Annotated in this window: 24 protein-coding genes and 2 pseudogenes; 15 read left to right on the top strand and 11 right to left on the bottom strand. The window is 35.3% G+C overall.

Annotated features, from left to right (window positions below; genetic code table 11):
* Window positions 1–33: 33 nt before the first annotated feature.
* From CM19_RS00680 to CM19_RS13010, 3 genes and pseudogenes are all read right to left on the bottom strand, one after another.
* A pseudogene (locus tag CM19_RS00680) lies at window positions 34–402 on the bottom strand (undecaprenyl-diphosphate phosphatase); the annotation flags it as partial.
* A gap of 5 nt (window positions 403–407) precedes the next feature.
* Window positions 408–629 carry a hypothetical protein gene (locus tag CM19_RS00685; protein ID WP_150111331.1) on the bottom strand — a complete coding sequence of 74 codons (222 nt, stop codon included), beginning with the start codon at window positions 627–629 and terminating at the stop codon, window positions 408–410.
* Window positions 630–718: 89 nt separating this feature from the next.
* Complete coding sequence (locus CM19_RS13010) at window positions 719–871, bottom strand: hypothetical protein (protein WP_160164846.1); 153 nt, start codon at window positions 869–871, stop codon at window positions 719–721.
* Between the two features lie 444 nt (window positions 872–1,315).
* Between CM19_RS13010 and CM19_RS12880 the strand changes: the two genes are divergently transcribed.
* The 11 genes and pseudogenes from CM19_RS12880 to CM19_RS13175 all read left to right on the top strand — a co-directional run bounded on the left by CM19_RS12880 (window position 1,316) and on the right by CM19_RS13175 (window position 7,215).
* Complete coding sequence (locus CM19_RS12880; protein ID WP_150111332.1) at window positions 1,316–1,507, top strand: hypothetical protein; 192 nt, start codon at window positions 1,316–1,318, stop codon at window positions 1,505–1,507.
* A gap of 62 nt (window positions 1,508–1,569) precedes the next feature.
* Window positions 1,570–2,103, top strand: a pseudogene (locus tag CM19_RS00690) (Rossmann-fold NAD(P)-binding domain-containing protein); the annotation flags it as partial.
* A 32-nt stretch (window positions 2,104–2,135) separates the two neighbouring features.
* A complete protein-coding gene (locus tag CM19_RS00695) occupies window positions 2,136–2,492 on the top strand; it encodes a hypothetical protein (RefSeq protein ID WP_150111333.1) in 357 nt (118 codons plus the stop codon).
* A 60-nt stretch (window positions 2,493–2,552) separates the two neighbouring features.
* Complete coding sequence (locus CM19_RS00700) at window positions 2,553–2,996, top strand: PqqD family protein (protein WP_048098530.1); 444 nt, start codon at window positions 2,553–2,555, stop codon at window positions 2,994–2,996.
* The gene (locus CM19_RS00705) at window positions 2,989–4,113 is read left to right on the top strand and encodes a radical SAM/SPASM domain-containing protein (RefSeq protein WP_048098531.1); all 1,125 of its coding nucleotides are present in this window, start codon (window positions 2,989–2,991) and stop codon (window positions 4,111–4,113) included. Before CM19_RS00700 ends, CM19_RS00705 begins: the two co-directional genes overlap by 8 nt.
* Window positions 4,103–4,597, top strand: a complete 495-nt coding sequence (locus CM19_RS00710) for an MFS transporter (RefSeq protein ID WP_048098532.1) — start codon at window positions 4,103–4,105, stop codon at window positions 4,595–4,597. Before CM19_RS00705 ends, CM19_RS00710 begins: the two co-directional genes overlap by 11 nt.
* Window positions 4,598–4,803: 206 nt before the next feature.
* Window positions 4,804–5,268, top strand: a complete 465-nt coding sequence (locus CM19_RS00715) for an MFS transporter (RefSeq protein ID WP_150111334.1) — start codon at window positions 4,804–4,806, stop codon at window positions 5,266–5,268.
* A 435-nt stretch (window positions 5,269–5,703) separates the two neighbouring features.
* Window positions 5,704–6,003 carry an IS1 family transposase gene (locus CM19_RS00720; RefSeq protein WP_048098534.1) on the top strand — a complete coding sequence of 100 codons (300 nt, stop codon included), beginning with the start codon at window positions 5,704–5,706 and terminating at the stop codon, window positions 6,001–6,003.
* 24 nt (window positions 6,004–6,027) lie between these two features.
* The gene (locus tag CM19_RS00725; protein WP_150111335.1) at window positions 6,028–6,267 is read left to right on the top strand and encodes a hypothetical protein; all 240 of its coding nucleotides are present in this window, start codon (window positions 6,028–6,030) and stop codon (window positions 6,265–6,267) included.
* A gap of 608 nt (window positions 6,268–6,875) precedes the next feature.
* Entirely contained in the window at window positions 6,876–7,013 is a 138-nt protein-coding gene (locus tag CM19_RS13485; RefSeq protein WP_420804698.1) for an AbrB/MazE/SpoVT family DNA-binding domain-containing protein, read from the top strand.
* Window positions 7,014–7,071: 58 nt separating this feature from the next.
* Entirely contained in the window at window positions 7,072–7,215 is a 144-nt protein-coding gene (locus CM19_RS13175) for a hypothetical protein (RefSeq protein ID WP_200869376.1), read from the top strand.
* 18 nt (window positions 7,216–7,233) lie between these two features.
* On the opposite strand, the gene CM19_RS00730 is transcribed toward CM19_RS13175, so the two are convergent.
* From CM19_RS00730 to CM19_RS13015, 5 genes are all read right to left on the bottom strand, one after another.
* Window positions 7,234–7,896 carry a hypothetical protein gene (locus CM19_RS00730; RefSeq protein WP_048098536.1) on the bottom strand — a complete coding sequence of 221 codons (663 nt, stop codon included), beginning with the start codon at window positions 7,894–7,896 and terminating at the stop codon, window positions 7,234–7,236.
* Between the two features lie 4 nt (window positions 7,897–7,900).
* On the bottom strand, window positions 7,901–8,713 hold the full coding sequence (locus CM19_RS00735; protein WP_048098537.1) for an ATP-binding cassette domain-containing protein: 813 nt from the start codon (window positions 8,711–8,713) through the stop codon (window positions 7,901–7,903).
* Between the two features lie 557 nt (window positions 8,714–9,270).
* Window positions 9,271–10,125, bottom strand: a complete 855-nt coding sequence (locus tag CM19_RS00745) for an ATP-binding cassette domain-containing protein (protein ID WP_048098539.1) — start codon at window positions 10,123–10,125, stop codon at window positions 9,271–9,273.
* Window positions 10,122–10,973, bottom strand: coding sequence for an ABC transporter permease (locus CM19_RS00750; protein WP_048098540.1), 852 nt, complete (start codon window positions 10,971–10,973; stop codon window positions 10,122–10,124). Before CM19_RS00750 ends, CM19_RS00745 begins: the two co-directional genes overlap by 4 nt.
* Before the next feature lie 98 nt (window positions 10,974–11,071).
* Window positions 11,072–11,212, bottom strand: a complete 141-nt coding sequence (locus CM19_RS13015; RefSeq protein WP_160164847.1) for a hypothetical protein — start codon at window positions 11,210–11,212, stop codon at window positions 11,072–11,074.
* Between the two features lie 347 nt (window positions 11,213–11,559).
* Between CM19_RS13015 and CM19_RS00755 the strand changes: the two genes are divergently transcribed.
* From CM19_RS00755 to CM19_RS00765, 4 genes are all read left to right on the top strand, one after another.
* Entirely contained in the window at window positions 11,560–12,051 is a 492-nt protein-coding gene (locus CM19_RS00755; protein WP_150111336.1) for a hypothetical protein, read from the top strand.
* Window positions 12,051–12,338: a PadR family transcriptional regulator gene (locus CM19_RS00760; protein ID WP_048098542.1), complete on the top strand. Its 288-nt coding sequence runs from the start codon at window positions 12,051–12,053 to the stop codon at window positions 12,336–12,338. Before CM19_RS00755 ends, CM19_RS00760 begins: the two co-directional genes overlap by 1 nt.
* An 87-nt stretch (window positions 12,339–12,425) precedes the next feature.
* A complete protein-coding gene (locus CM19_RS13020; RefSeq protein ID WP_160164848.1) occupies window positions 12,426–12,563 on the top strand; it encodes a hypothetical protein in 138 nt (45 codons plus the stop codon).
* Window positions 12,564–12,622: 59 nt separating this feature from the next.
* Window positions 12,623–13,153 (top strand): hypothetical protein, encoded by a 531-nt coding sequence (locus CM19_RS00765; RefSeq protein ID WP_150111337.1) that lies wholly within the window; start codon window positions 12,623–12,625, stop codon window positions 13,151–13,153.
* A gap of 3 nt (window positions 13,154–13,156) precedes the next feature.
* Here the strand turns inward: CM19_RS00765 and CM19_RS00770 are convergent, their stop codons facing one another.
* From CM19_RS00770 to CM19_RS00780, 3 genes are all read right to left on the bottom strand, one after another.
* Entirely contained in the window at window positions 13,157–14,467 is a 1,311-nt protein-coding gene (locus CM19_RS00770; protein ID WP_048098544.1) for an RNA-guided endonuclease InsQ/TnpB family protein, read from the bottom strand.
* Complete coding sequence (locus tag CM19_RS00775; protein WP_048098545.1) at window positions 14,448–15,047, bottom strand: IS607 family transposase; 600 nt, start codon at window positions 15,045–15,047, stop codon at window positions 14,448–14,450. Before CM19_RS00775 ends, CM19_RS00770 begins: the two co-directional genes overlap by 20 nt.
* A gap of 342 nt (window positions 15,048–15,389) precedes the next feature.
* On the bottom strand, window positions 15,390–15,883 hold a 494-nt coding region (locus tag CM19_RS00780; protein WP_160164850.1), incomplete at its 5' end, for an IS200/IS605 family accessory protein TnpB-related protein.

A 15,883-nucleotide genomic window follows, 5' to 3' on the forward strand; every position in this document is an offset into this window, starting at 1 on the left:
CATCCCCGCTCTTGAAGAACGAGGCTTCCAGTTGTAAATGCCATCAATTATTAAGGCTATTCCTAAGATAATCATAGGTATTCCAGGATTGTAAGCGTTCTGGAGGATCTTATCAGATATGATGTAAAGTGGGACTCCTATAATACCAGTAACCAAGGTAACTATTACTAGGTAAACTAGGAGTTTCTTATCCTTAAAGACGTTTTTGACTTCCCTCCTAAAGTAAATTAGTGCAGACCCTATAGACCCAAGCTCCATGAACAGCCCAAAAGTATAGGCTATGGCTACATCTAAACCCAGTAGGAAGTGCGAGGTCAGTAATACTTGTGTCTTACTACTTATTGGTAACCACTCTGATATACCCTGAACTATTCCTATTAGAACTAGTTTTAACGTGTCCATTTTTCTCACCAAGACGAAAGTAGAGCAAGCTCAAGAGCTGTACCATATACTATCCAGTTTTCAAGTGGTAAAGAGACTAAAAGAATTGCTGAGGTTATTACTGGTTTAAGCCTTATTTTAAAGAGGCATAGGAGTAAGGGGATGAAGGTAAAAAGAGTAAACTGTGGCGATAGAAATACACTGATTATTGAGAGGAGGGCTGAGGTAATAATTATAAACAACCGCATAGTCTTAAATGGATTATTTGAAATTTAAGAATTATCTGTATAGAATAAATAGAACTATATGAGCTATATTGTAATATTTATACTATAGATCATGATCTGTGGTCTTTTACGAGGTAATATTTCACGTTCTTGAAGATCTTGGAGAAGTATCTCAAATTCTCTTCCTTATCATCATATACTTCAATCTCACCATTGAAAAGTGCTATTATCTTTGCTTTCCACTCCTCATCCTTAAGTTTCATCTCCTCGTCGTTTCTACAAATTATTCCGCTCTTTTATCTGTTCTTTTACCTGAGCTAATTTTAGTATTAGGCATTATCGCTGTTCATACAATGGAGCATGTAGGTGAGAAAGAAGCTGACTGGTACTCCTAAACTAGTGTAGACAGAGAGAACTTTGTTTCTCCTTAGATGAAATAACTTCCGTCAATAGAAAATACTCCTCAAATGTTTTCAATAAAATATTTAATGCACACGGAAGCCTTCAAGAGAGGGTCTTGCGTTACAAATATAATCCCTTTTCCTTCTCTGAAACTATTATATTTCTTCTCCCTGTTATTATCCTAACGTCACTCTCTACCATTTTAATTTATTTTCTTCAGTTGAATAAATTTCACTCTGTATTGATATTTTATTTACTTTTAATAATTACACTTTCTCTTGTAGCCTATATTATCCTAACGAAATTTGGAATACAAGGAATACTTAGCTAGAACATCAGTACTGAGCTACCTATCCTTATCTTCGCTCTCCTTATTGTTTTTTGGACTTATAGAAGATGTTATAGCAAACGTAATAGCTACTATAATATCAGTTTCTATTGCGTCAGTTGAATGTAATAAGTCTAAAGTTATCATAGCGTGGGTTCATTATTTATAGTAAGTCTAGTTGCAACAGTTCTGTTGAAGCCTTAATATTTGACGTCAACTATGATTTGACTATTCGATAAGGAATTCGTAATAAGCACTGGAGACCAAGTTGAAACAATGAGATTGAGGTCTTACATTGCGAAGAAGCTGAAGATACCAGTTTATAGAGTAAACGGGTTTGTGGCAGGAGAGCACGGAGAAGACGCTGTAGTACTATGGAGTACTGTTACGGTGAATGGCAAGCCCTTCTCTGAGAGCTTAGGTATAAGCAAGGCTGAAATAGAGGATTACGTTAAGAAGATTCCCGGAGAAATAATTAGGGTCATGGGAGGGACAACTTGGGGCCCAGGCACAATTATTTCTGAAATAATTAGAGCTTACTCCTTAAACGAAAACAAGGTAATGTCCATTGCTATACCCAGACAATTTGAGGACGAAATCATCCATGTAAGTATACCCACAGTAGTAGCAAGTTCCATTGGGCCTACATTAGAAAGCTTATTGGACGAAAAAGACAGATGGAATTTAATGGCATCCATGAAGGACTTCTACAATGTTTATAAAGAGAACTTGAAGCACCTAGAACAATCTATTCAAGCACAGTGAATTTATATATTTTTATTATTTTATTTTTTATTGTGAAAATACTTCTTGTTGACTACGATAACACACTCTTTGACACCAACCGATGTGTTGAGGCATCAGCTAAAGAACTCTGGAAAATTGACGTTAAAGGGGAAGACGTGAGAAAGATAAATAGGGAAGGTAAAAGTGCCGTCTACTCGTTAGCTTACACGAAGTACAGCCATTTAGCTATACCTAACCAACATATGATTAACTTCGTGAAGGAGAGAATTAAAGAAGGTGACATTGTATTTGTCTTAACTGCGAGACATTGCTCCGTAAGACCTTATGTGGACTTCTCCCTCCTATCTCACGGTCTAATTGTAATAGGAATAAACTGGTTATTTGAGTGTAAAATTAAAAACTTTTAAGGTATTATGAAAGTTAAAAAAAGCTGTTAAATAAATGATAAAGCAAAGGTGAACACATATATGGGAGAAATAACAGAAAGCAAAACCCTAATCATAAAAGGACTAGGGAAGTATGTACCCCCCAGAATTGTAATTATACCAACATGTACTGCAATGAACAGTGACATTATACCTATTTGGGGAATGAAAGGGAATTGGTCTGAGATATCATCTATGGAATATAAGATTTCAGAGATAGATTTAGACTCTACAACTAAGAAAATTAAGATAAAGGTACCTTTATACAAATATAGAAATTTAATGTTTATCTTTCCTAGTTATGTTGCTAATGAGACAGGGACGCTTATATTAGAAGAATTAGCTAATGGAGAATCGGTTAGTAAAATTGTAACTAATTTATCAGTTAAATATAGTATAGATAAAGAAACCGTCAGGGAAGATATTATCGATTTTATTAAACAGTTAACTGATTTGGAAGTATTAGGTGTAATTAATAATGAATAAACTCGTAATTAATGAAGAAAAAATAAGGGAAGCGTTTGGAGGAACATTACCTATTTTAAGATCTAGAGTTTATGTAACACTAGGTTGCAATTTAAATTGCCCTCATTGTTACATAGATGCTGGAAAAGCGAGACAAAATGAATTTTCACCAGATGAACTAAAGTCTATTATAGATGAACTAGTAGATAATGGACTCTTATATTTAACTATAACTGGAGGAGAACCCTTTCTAAAGAGAAAGGAAACTTTAGGTATACTTGAATATGCCTCTTCCAAGGGGCTTATAATACGCATTAATACAAACGGTACTATTTATTCTGATGAAATAATTGAAAGGTTAAAGAGAATTAATAATCTTCACGTAAACGTCAGCGTTGATGGGCCTAACGAGACAATCCACGAAAAAATAAGAGGTAAAGGAACTTTTAGTAAAACTATATCATTCATGCGTTTACTAAGGAAAAACAATATAAAAACTGTAATATCATCTGTATTATGGAAAGAAAATGTTAAATATGTAAAAGAAATGGTAAATTTAGCTTTAGACTTAGACGTTCAAGAATTACGTTTCCCTATAATAACTGGACTAGGTAGAGGAAGATCAGCAATTAACCTATTTCCAAGTGTAGAAGAACTAAAGAAAGCTGGTGAACAGATTTCAGAATTAGCATTGGAGTTTAAAGATAGATTAGTTATAACTGTAGATCTGCCTCCTGTGTTTTTAAAGAGAGAGTATATTTATTCTCAAATGTTTAGATTTCTACAATATGGTTGCTTCCTAGGGTTAAATAGAATAGATATCGGACCAGATGGTACTATTTATCCATGTGATGGATTAACACAATTCGTAATTGGGAACATTAGAAAAATTAAAGGTGATCTAAAGAATGTGTGGGAAAATTCTGAGATCTTAAGGATAATAAGAGAAAAGACAGCTGTAGAAAATCTAAAAGGAGTTTGTGGAAGATGTATATCTAGAGAATCTTGCAGGGGTCATTGCAGGGCAATGGCATACGCTGTGTATAATGACCTTTCTGCTCCAAATCCTCTATGTCAAAAATTATATGAGATAAACCTATTTCCAGAGGAGTATTTGGTAAGCAATAATGCAACGTGATCAAAGTAAATACTTCTTTTTTATCGCCTTTATTATTAGTCTCTCAATCCATCTATTAGGTCCTTATTACCCTGTCTTCCTTTATCAATCTGGACTTTCTGTGGGATTCATAGGCTTAATGAAGGCAGTATCCTTATTTTCGTCTGGAATATTCGCGTTTATAGCAGGCACAATTTCGGATGAATATGGTAGATTAAGGGGAGGGAGGCTAGGTCTCACAGTTACCGCTCTCGGAATATTCTTTATACTATTTTTCAGTCATAATTTGCGGATCCTTACCGTTGCTTTTCTCCTTCTGGGGATAGGAAGCCCCTTATTGAACTCTTTCGAGGCGTGGATAGTAGATGAGTACAAAAAAGCTGGAAAGCTTGAAGATACTAAAAAACTTTTCAGCAATGCTAGGATCTTAACGTCCATTGCTGCCATATTAGCTGGCTTTATTGGTTTACTCCTCTCACAGTACAGTCTTGGCTTCCTCTCATAGCGAGTGTCATCGCTTTGGTAATAGGGGTCATTCTCTCTTTCCTTCCTGGTTTTTACGAAAATTATGGGTCAGAGAGGCTCTCTCAATCCTTATATTATGGCCTATTTCTGCTAAAGAAAGATCAGCGTATCTTATTTTACACGTTAGGTTACTTACTAATATTTTCTATTTTTAACTTCTTTATATTCGTCTGGCCTATTATCTTAGTGAAGAAAGGACTTCCTAATGACTTTTTGGGCTACGTTTACATTTTGTTAATTGCTTCATTACTACTAGGTAGTGCCTTATCTAGACTTGTGACGAAAAACCACTCTAGCATTATGCTGGCCTCCTTAGCCGTGATAACAACGTCTTTCCTTATAGTTGCCTTATTTAATACTCTCTATATTATAGTACTTAGTATGATATTTTTTGAACTCTCATGGGGTGTACTCACTCCTTCATTGACCTATTGGAGAAACCTACTTATCCCATCTGAGATAAGAGCCACTTTATTGTCGATTGTATTAGGAATTAGCACTATAGGTTCATCCATAATCGTGGCATCATTAAGCAAATTAAGTAGCATAGTGAGTTTAAACTTTGTTTATACACTCGTTATCCCTTTTCTGGGGTTATTGTCCATTATCCTGTTCACTGTAATGTTAGTATCTAGAGAAAATTTATCTTGAAACTATCTGCGAATCTCGTCTGTATCCTATCTTCAGCTTTAAACTGAAAATCACAATAATAAAAATTTTGAATAAAATAATTTTTATATTATTATATTAAATTTTTATTAAATAAAATAATATAAGCGAAATATAATAATTAATATATTATATTTGTATAAATAGAATAAAAATACTGAAAGTATAATATAAAAAATTGTTAAAACTATAAAATTTCATTAAACTATGAAAAACGTAAGTATGTCGTCTTGTCATGATTACTAATTTAGCGTAATCAACATGGTTTATCAAGATTTTACCTCTATATGGCATAGTGGTTTGTAGCTAGGGATGTTGTTTTTGCTATTTTTGTTGATGAGATGTGGACTTACTTAAAGAGGAATCACTTAGTTTTCTACTTTAATTTGGACTGCTATTGTTTTCACTGGGCTTGGTATGTATGTTGTTGTTGAGGTTGGTGATAGGAGTATGGATATTTTCAAGAGGCTTAAGGAGAAGTTGCCAAGGACTAAGCGTTGGGTTACTGATGATTATAATGTTTATTTCCACTTGTGTAATCATACTGTTGTTCACTACGTGAGTCCTAACGAGTCCCTCCACTCTTCATTCAGGGATCACTTGGTTAGGCTCAAGAGGAGTACTAAGGCTGTTAATAGGAGTGTTGAGATGTTATACAATTCAATTATAATGCTCTTACATGAGAAAGGGTTGGTGCCAGAGTTTATATTATCTTGACGACACTTTGAATACACAGGGAGTTTGGGTATTAAAGAATACCTATCTAGGATATCGATAATGGCTTATTACGTAATCGCACCATTCTTCTCCCTCTTCCACGGGATTATTGAGGGTATTATTATAAACTTGGTTGGTGGTACTGTGGCAGTCCTAATTTCATCCTCTGAGGGTAAACTTGGTAGGGCTATATTAGGGTGTGGTTCAGTATACATAATAACAACTTTGGCGGGATTAGAGTTACTAACCTTGATAAAACTCTAAGCAGTTTGTCTTTAGACTTTAGTTCATTTAATGTGTTTCATATTTTAGGGACTCTCTCCTCACTCACACCTTTAACAGTTACCTCTAACTAGGGATCATAAGCACAGAGTCTTCTAGATATCACCGTTTTGTAGTGCACAGCATCAATGCGGGGTTCATCATAAAAAATCCTAAACCGTTTCGAACATTTTACTATCCTAGAACTAGATAGTTTCATGACCTAGTTCATTTAAGCTACTCCTTATTTCGTTAAATGACGAGTAAGTTCTAGTCTTATTAAATTTTCTTAACAAGTTATCGAACAAATTAAAAGGTAATTCAATGTGATTGGGCATTGGTTCTACAAATCTAAATTACGCGCAGACCGATGGTTAACAAGTTTTTATTGGAAGCAACGACTTCAACTATTCTAGAGTAGTTGCGACGTATAAAAAATATACGCTAAAACGGTTCTTCGTAGTTTACCTTGCGTGCCGAAGGTGTTGTAACATATGGGTAAAAATCTTAATGAACCACGTTAATTGACTAAGAGGACAGCACACATAACACTCAAGATCAAGTTTATATTAGAGGAAAGTTAGGTCGTACTTATAAAATACATAGTTAGGATTGATAAAAAGGGTAGGATAGTTATACCGAAAGACGTTAGGGAGAAGTCAAACATAAGTAATGTAGTTAAGCTAGTTATAAAGGATAATAAGGTCGTTATAAAACCCTTAAACAAGGGTGACTTGATAAAGAAATAGGGGTTTAAAGTTGACTTGGAAAGGGTAGAGGTTGATGAAACCCTAGAGGAGGCTTTAGATGGGAGGCAAAAAAGTTAAGAGATATTTTGACGTAAAAGTTTATGTCTATTTCCTTACCTGGCATCCATTTTCTGCAAGACAAGAAAGTGGATTGAGGAGACTGATGAGATATACACGGAACATGAAAAAAGACGTGGTTTAACTTAGGGTCTCAGGCTATTTAAGGTGGCAATAACTTCTCTGGCTTCATATATCTCGTTATAAATACTATAAAGAATACTGATGAAATGAACATCGATAGTCCCAATACTGTAATTATTAAATCTGCTGACTTCATGAAATGAGGCAACACAAAGATATAGAAGAGAAGCAGTGTAAGACCTATGTAGCTTCCCAAAGTTATCCTTGAAGATGTAGGAGTTCTCTGAAGATAGTTTATATACGAGGTAAGAGAGAAGGTTAACCAAGTTAGTCCTAGAGAATTTACTAACATAAGAGGGAAGTAAGTTATATTATTAATCAGTAACGCGAGAACGAGAGATTCAGCTCCTTCTAAGATTACTGAAGGTATTATCATAGTTATAACGTAATTTGTTATAGTCTTCTCTTTCGTATATCCACTAGCCAGTATGTACTCTAAAAGCCCAGAGTTCCTATCATCTATAAAGAGTGAAACAGCGAGAGTAGAAAGGGCCATTGCAAGGGCAACAGGGTCATCAATCGTCAAGGCGAAAATATATGAATTTGAAGGAAGAATAACTGCATTGCCTAATTTCACAATGTCGTATAAACTAAGCCCAAAGAGAGATACTGCCAGTATAAATAGATATAATGATGTCCCAATGCTACGCTTAAACATCCTTTTCACTAGATCCAAATACATAAAATCACCTCAATAGATCCTCAAGGGGATTACTCATCTCCTTAATCTCGTAAATTGAAATACCCTTAGAGATTAGATCTTTCAAAATGCTGTTTACCTCTGATGGATCCTTTAATGTAACCACATAGTACTCACCTCTGTAATAGCCATCTAATAGCCTCGAGAGGTCAGCCGATGCCTTAATTCCAACGACATATTTTTCAGCCTTTAATTTACCAACTTCCGAGAATACTGACACTTTTCCGTTATCTAACAAAATAACGTAATTACCGATATCCTTAGCCTCATAAAGGTTATGGGTCGTGTAAATTACGATCTTATCCTTGCTTAACTTAACAATCATCTCCCTAATCTCTGAGGCGGTAGGAGGGTCGAGGTTTGCGGTGGGCTCGTCAACTAAGTATATGTCAAAGTCTTTAAGGAAGAGTTTAGCTAGAGACACCTTTTTCTTCTGACCTTGAGATAAGTCCACAACCCTCTTATTTTCCAAGTCCCTTAACTTTAGTATGTCAATGACCTTCTCCACGGTTTCTGGGGAAGATTTAATTAGTCTAGCTATGAAGAGAAGGGCTTTCTTCACTCTCATATCTTGTGGTAAGGCTAAGGAATGGGAAAGGTAACCTATTGACCCTTTCCTTATTATCTCTCCCTTAATTGGAAGGAGGATTCCCGCAATCACCCTCAAAGTCGTAGTCTTACCAGCCCCGTTCTTACCTAATAAGATATAGATAGATGGTTTATCCATCTCAAAACTCACTCCTTTTAACACTACGTTATTCTTGTTATAGCCAGCATAAACGTCTTTGAGAGCTATCATGGTTCTCGCCCCTTCGTAAGATTCATTATGGTACCTAGTATTATTACTATGACGATACCTAGTAAAATGGGGGATGAAATATTAAACACTAAGAGAGACACAACGATAACAGCTAGCGCCAATACTAACTTAAGAAAAATATTAGATCTAAGATAAAACTTCGATATAATAAGGACTACGATTAAAATGAGTATACCAAGAATTACTAAAGTTGGTATCATATTTCTTCAATATTAAGTTTTAGCTATCCTTTAAATTAGATGATAAAAGTTAAATTAGATGATAAAGGTTTGGATTACAAACTTAAGTTACGATATAGACAAAATGGCATTATTTTACCACTTTTAATATATAGTAAGCTTTGAAGCTTAGAATTCTATTTCCTCCATTGGCACAAACATGATAGATATATTTCCCTCTCAAAAGACTTTTATCAATTATTTCTGTAATGTTATCAAAGTCTTACATAATAATTAGGTATACACGACTACTAGTTAGTAATTTATGCTATTAGTCGATGTAACTACTTTAAACTGGAGATAAAGAAAAGAGAGGTCTTAGCTATTGGTCTCATTTGTACTATTTTCTATATAGAGTATTACATCAGCTAGCGTCGGTTTCCTAACCTCTACATCATCCTTCAAATATGCCTGGATGTCTTCCTTTCTAACTAAGGACTTCTCGTTTCCTTTAGAGATGACCACAAAATTGTTCATAATAGCGTTGAAAGTCTCTTTATCTACTTCCCTTACTGTCCCTCCAACTAGCAGGAATATCCTTTCACAGACACTTTCTATATCGTCAACTTGGTGCGTGGTCATTAGCACTGTTGATGATCTTCCAAATTTTGATAGTATATCCCATATAACTCGCCTAGTCTGAAAGTCTATCCCGTTCGTAGGTTCATCTAATAACAAGACGGGCCTTTTTAACATTAATGCTAACAAAAGCGACAGTTTCCTTGTGTTCCCTTTACTGAGGTAAGGCACCTTAAAGTTTAAGTACTTTTCCAGACCGAGAAGCTTAATCAGTTCTAAAGTGTAACTCTTATCGGCCCCAGTAACTTTTAACGCAAAATCAACGTTTTCTTTTACAGTAGAAAAGGAGTCAAGGAACTCCCTATCCATGAGGACTGACATAGACTTTACTGCTTTGTCCCTCTCTTTCAATAACGAGTAACCATTTATTAAAACCTCTCCACTGTCAGCCTCCTCTTGTCCAGACAAAATCTTTATTAGTGTAGTCTTCCCGCTCCCGTTAGGACCAACAACACAATTAACTTTTTCAGATATAGAAAAGGTCACGTCTCTTAATACTTCAATTTTTGAGGAAGTAACGGGTAAGTCCTTTAGGAAGGGTACTTTAACACCCTTTAGGTCATACGATTTTGATACGTGAGAGCATTGTATCATCTGTATATACCCTCCATCATGGACTTACTTTTCCTTAATACCTTTATCGAATAAAGGAACAAGACTGTTGCTATAGGTATTATGTATAAAAATGACAAGACCACCTGGGTTTGTGGATTAAAAGAGTAGAACCAGAGCGAGTCTAGCTCTGAAGCTTTGTATCCTATAAGGTAATATCTAGCTAGGCTAATTGCTTGAGAGTAAGGTGAAATAAAAACGATAATCCTCTCATATTCAGGTAGGTACTGGATAGGGTAATATATCCCAGAAAAAACCATCAACACAGTTATAATGAGGGAAATTAAATAGGAAGCCCCACTAGCAACATTTATCTTTGAATAGATAATTATTCCTAGACAATACGAAATAGTTGTAATAATTAAAATTAAAATAAATGTTCCAAGAATGCTAGATAAGCTGAAGAGCAGTCCTTCATCACCTAAAATACTGCTTATCGATATTATGGTTGCAAAATTAATAACAGAAATTGCAGTATATATTAAAACGTTGGACAAAACGTAATATGCCTCTAAGTTATACCCAGTTAACCTAAAAAATTTAATAATGCTTGAATTAAAGTCAATTAAAGATGTGAAAGAGTTGAATATGGGTAGGTTTAAGCTAAAGAGCACTACTAGCCCAGTCCCAAGATAGGTTAAGAATGAGGAGTGAAGGACTGATGGGGTTAAAATCCTATTAAAGGATATTCCTAAGGTGAACAACCAGAAAAAGGGCTGAATAAAATATATGATTAGTACAGTGTATGACGTAAAAGTCCTCTTGAAACTCCTATATATGATAGCCCAAAAGAGTTGGAAAAGGCGAATGCGAAAGATTTCTTTTTTCATTTATCTCTCCCCAAGTAAATTATATGAACTTTATTTCTAAATCTCTTCCTTTCTTCTGATGTGTTATTCAGCCATTTTAATTGCGTCATCAAGATCTTTCATCCCTCTATTTCAGTGTTACCAGAAGATGCACTCGTAGCAGCTGCTACAGCTATACATATTGCTTCGCTTAAACTCGTAAAACAACATTCACGGTCCGCACAACATTCAAGATACCCTTTGGCGTCTGTTACTGGCATTATATCACCCCACATTATCTCATTAGTACTATGTTATTAAATGAGACGAAAGTTTTGATCCCAAACTTAATTAAAGAACTGGAAATTTATATTTAGAAATATACTAATATCTTTAAGTTGTTAAATATTAAGACATTTTGATCTAGGTTAATAACATACAGTAACTATATATTTGCATTTCAAAATTAATGTTATAAGATATTCTTAGTCTTGATAATAACTTGAACTTTACCGCTTTGAAAATGGCTTATGAATTAGGATGTCGTGCATCTGTATAAATTAAATACAGAATCCTTTGAAGAGATTCACGATCAAAATTAATAAAAACTTTTGATATTCATGAATTTATGGAAGATCTGAGTGAGGTTATTGAGGTTGTCAAAGCTAGACTTAATCACCGCTTATACTTGTACCTTTCGATGATTTCAGTTGCTTTTGTAATTAATTCAATACTTCAGACTATGGTAATTAGGGTACCTGTTATCTCGTTTTATTCTAATTTGGTATTAGTCACGTTATTCGGTTACATAATAAGGAAATATAATCTCTATTATAAGAGACTGTGGGATTTTCTTGGAAAAAACGTCAGCTCAGACCGTGACTATAGGAGATTTATGACTTTATCTATCGTGTCAGTTATTCTTCTTATATTCAAGTTAATTATAACACCAGCTATTTTTCCAATATATCAGTTGATAGCTGAGGTATTAGCTGAGTTAATAGCGTTATTAATTATAATATTTTTCCTAATAAGATTCTATAAGTATGTAACTGACAGAAAAATCAAGATCTTGCTATACGTAATAATAGTTTTACTTGCACTTTTAGGTGACCTCTAATGACTAGCAATAACTCGATGAAGGTAAAGATCTTTGTGCTCGTCATATTATACGTCTACGGCGAAATAGGCTTCTCAGAACTATATGACATCATTAAGGAAAAGACTGACATCACTAAAGGTGGTCTTTATCACCACCTCGAGCAGATGAGTAAGGAAGGACTAATATCTTGTAGGAAAGCTGTTTTCTTTTCGGAGGGGCATAAGAGGAAGTGTAAGCTCACTGAAAAAGGATTAAAAGAACTACAAGAAATAAAGAAAATGGTAGATAAATTAGATAAGTCGTAGTACTAGAAATAACAAAGTTTTGTCCATATTATAACTCAAGATTTGTAGACCAAACTTTCATCATTTATTTTAGAAGGATGATCACATATGGATTTAAGGAGTGAAATCATGTTGAGGATGATGGGATTTATGAAGTCTATGAGAAGGGAATTATTAAAATGTGCATTAAGCGAAATTGTGATTATCCTTAATTGTAGGACTTTTCTATCCATAGTCGATTTCTAATGAATTTAAAATTGGTTATTGCAATTTTTCTTATTGTTTTTGGGGTGTTAGTATCTTTTTTGCCAGTAGGAGTATATTATTTTTCTGCGTACATCCACTTTACTCATAATTCATTAGAAAAAGGATCACAATTTGTTTATTCTGTGATCTGCACGCTGACAAATCACGTTAAAGTCGGTTATCTTGGATATCATCAATCAATTATTAATATGTCTGTAAATGTTACCCTTTTAGGGCATAACAAGGTTTTGATTCAAGTTTCTTTCCCACAGTCTTACCTTAATTCTACCTCTAAGTTAGTTCCACCAGAGTATATGAAATATTTTAAACCTTATAGTCAAGTAGTCAATATCTCTTCTCCAGCTGTACAATATTTCATAATAAACAAAACTGATGGTAAGCCAGATCAATCATTTCCACAATCTCTATTGGGAGAGTACTATATTTTGCCATATAGCCCAAAGGGGTTTTACGGATATTATGTTGTAGCAGCTTCTGGTAATTATAGCTATTTTTTTGATACTTTCGTAACAGTCCATAATTTCACTTTTTTGAAAGCAATAGATCCTCTACTTGTTAAAGGGGTTTGAGCTTTACGGACATTTATTGTCATGTCCGTAAAACCCTTGGGCTTCATCACGTTCTGAGCCGAAGCTCATCATCACGATCCGCCCCCTTAGCGGGATAACCCCACCCATAATCCTGAAGACCTTATCAAAGACCCCAGGGATGTGGGGAAACCCGCACATCCTTAGGAGGATATTTATACCCGCATTTATCTGCCTATCAATCCTCAACCCACACCTACATATGAAAACTTTACTTGCTCCTAAATTCGGGTCTACCCACCCACATCTGGAGCAAGATTTAGAAGTGAGGTATGGGTCTACTTCGATAACAAAAGAGTTATATTCTCCCGCTTTCTCTTTCAACACAGTGTGAAACAAACGCCAAGAAGTCCTAGAGATCTTCCTAGATAGAGACCTGCTAACATCATTAAACATTTTAACCTTGTTAAGCCTCTCGATCGCTATTATTGAATTTCTATGGTCATTCAGAAACTCGTGAACCTTCTTATACACGAGATCCTTGACCTTGTTCTTCTCTCTATGGGAATACTTCTCCTTGACTTTCTTCATGTTCTTCTGCTTCTTAGATGAGAGGGACTGTATCTTAGCCTTCTTATTACTCATACTCACCTTAAGTGTGAATATATCCTTAATGCTTTCGTGAACCTCCTTACCGTCAACTGTTACCCCATCAAGTGTGTAAAGGTTTGTGTCAAGACCAATAGCGTAGAGTGGTGTTGTCAACGGTAAATCCTTTTTAAACACCAGTATCACGCTGTCCTCCTTGAGTATTGGTTCGCTAACTTTCATGTCCTTCTTGTAAAACCAAGATTTTGAGAAGTCAACGTGTAAGTACTCCTTGTTTGCCACTAGCGTTATCCTTATCTTTTCACCATCAACCCTCATTAGTGTTGATTTAACCCTAACAAACCTTCTTGTTATCCTAGGCATTCTTATTTTGGCTTTTCCTTTTATTGCCCTCTTCCTCCAGATCTTCATGATGGAATATGCTGTCCTTATAGCACTATCAACCCAGTGTGAGGCGTACTTATTGTTTATTTCTTCAAGTTTGTCCCTCAGCTTTTTCTTGAACTCCTTGTCTTTTGGGATGGTTATCTTTACACGTACTCTCTTCTTTCCATTTTTGTTTAATTTTTCTATTCTTGTGTTTTCCCATATCTCTTGTAATGCTTTTCTTACCAGTGTTAGGTAGAAGTCTATGAATGGTTTGAGTCTTTCATCCTTTAATGGTAGTTTGTATGCTCTGATAATTTCCCTTTTTGGTAACTCGAATATTGTAGTCTTGTTATCACTCTTAACTATTGGCAATCTCATCTGCACACTTCTTCACCTTTTCGTATTTATGACTCCTCATTCCGTAAAGCTTACCTGAGAAAGAGACCATTATTGATATTAGGTCTTCTATTAACTCTTGTTCTGGGGTCTTGTCCTCATCCTCTAGCACTAAGAGTTCACATCCATGTGTTTTACAGACCTCTTCTATTATTTCGTTCCCAAATCTTACTAGTCTGTCCTTGTACATTATCACAACTTTTGATACTTCATTATTCAGTATCATTTTTAGTAGCTTCATGAAGTTTTTTCTCTTCATGTTTAACCCTGAATCTACATCAGTTAATATTATGTACTCTCTTACTCCTAGTTCTTCTGTTTTCTTCTTTAGCGCTTCAATCTGGTTTTTGAGGTCGTCTTTTTGTGTTTCTGATGATACTCTAGCGTATAATATTACTTCTCTCTTTCTTATCATCCCTACTAATCTCTCAACGTCCTCTTCTCTAAACCTCATCTGTCCTTTTGGTAGTCTTATCGGTTGTATGAGACCTTGGTCTATATACCTCTGTAATGTCCTATAAGAAATCCCTAGTCTTTCGCATACTTCTTTTGGCTTTAGCACAAATCAATAGTTGTCAATAATTGTATATAAATGTCACGGTTTTAGTGAAACTGCTCATAACGGCGTTATATGATTACTTGTATTAGTAAGTGTAATAAGATACGTTGAAATACATGGGTTAACGAAGTATGTAAAATTCCTTTAAATCAGTATGCTTAACAGTATTTATTTCTTAAATTCCGAGAGAAAATGATATCATACGTCACCTCTTTAGTATCCTCAATCTAAAATATATTAATAGGAAACCAATCAAGGAGATTCCTAGCGTTATAACCGCGAGTTCAAAATATGATATTAAATGTAGATCGTAGTAAGATGCGAGAAACTGACGTCCTCACCGCCCTAAAGGGCGATGGTTCTCTTCAGATGCGGTTCATCGGTTCCACCACTCTGGGGTCTCACAGACCCCTCATTGTGGTGGCTGTTGGGGTCGCCAGAAATCCCCCTACGCAATAAGTTTAAAACTGCAATAGAATCCCTATCAGCTTGAAAACCACACTTCTTACACTTAAAGAGTCTGTGTCCAACCTCAACCATTTCTTCACCGTCGTAAGGGCAATGAGTAGAAGTATAGTGTGGTGGTACAGTAACCACAGCTATACCGTGCTTAAACCCTTCCCAAGATATCCAAAACTGAAGAGTACGGTAAGCCATGTACTGGAACCTCTCCCTCCAAGACTTCTTCAGATCAGGCTGTCTCTCGTTCAGTCCGTTTAGATCCTCTAGTATAATTGTGTCCTTACCTAACCGTTTAGCGTAGTTTATAACCCTGATAGCTTCTTTTCTAGCCCAATCAACAAGATCATCGTGGATATTCTGGTACACAGCGACTATCC

The sequence above is a fragment of the Candidatus Acidianus copahuensis genome (assembly GCF_000632495.1).
Taxonomy (GTDB): Archaea; Thermoproteota; Thermoprotei_A; order Sulfolobales; family Sulfolobaceae; genus Acidianus; species Acidianus copahuensis.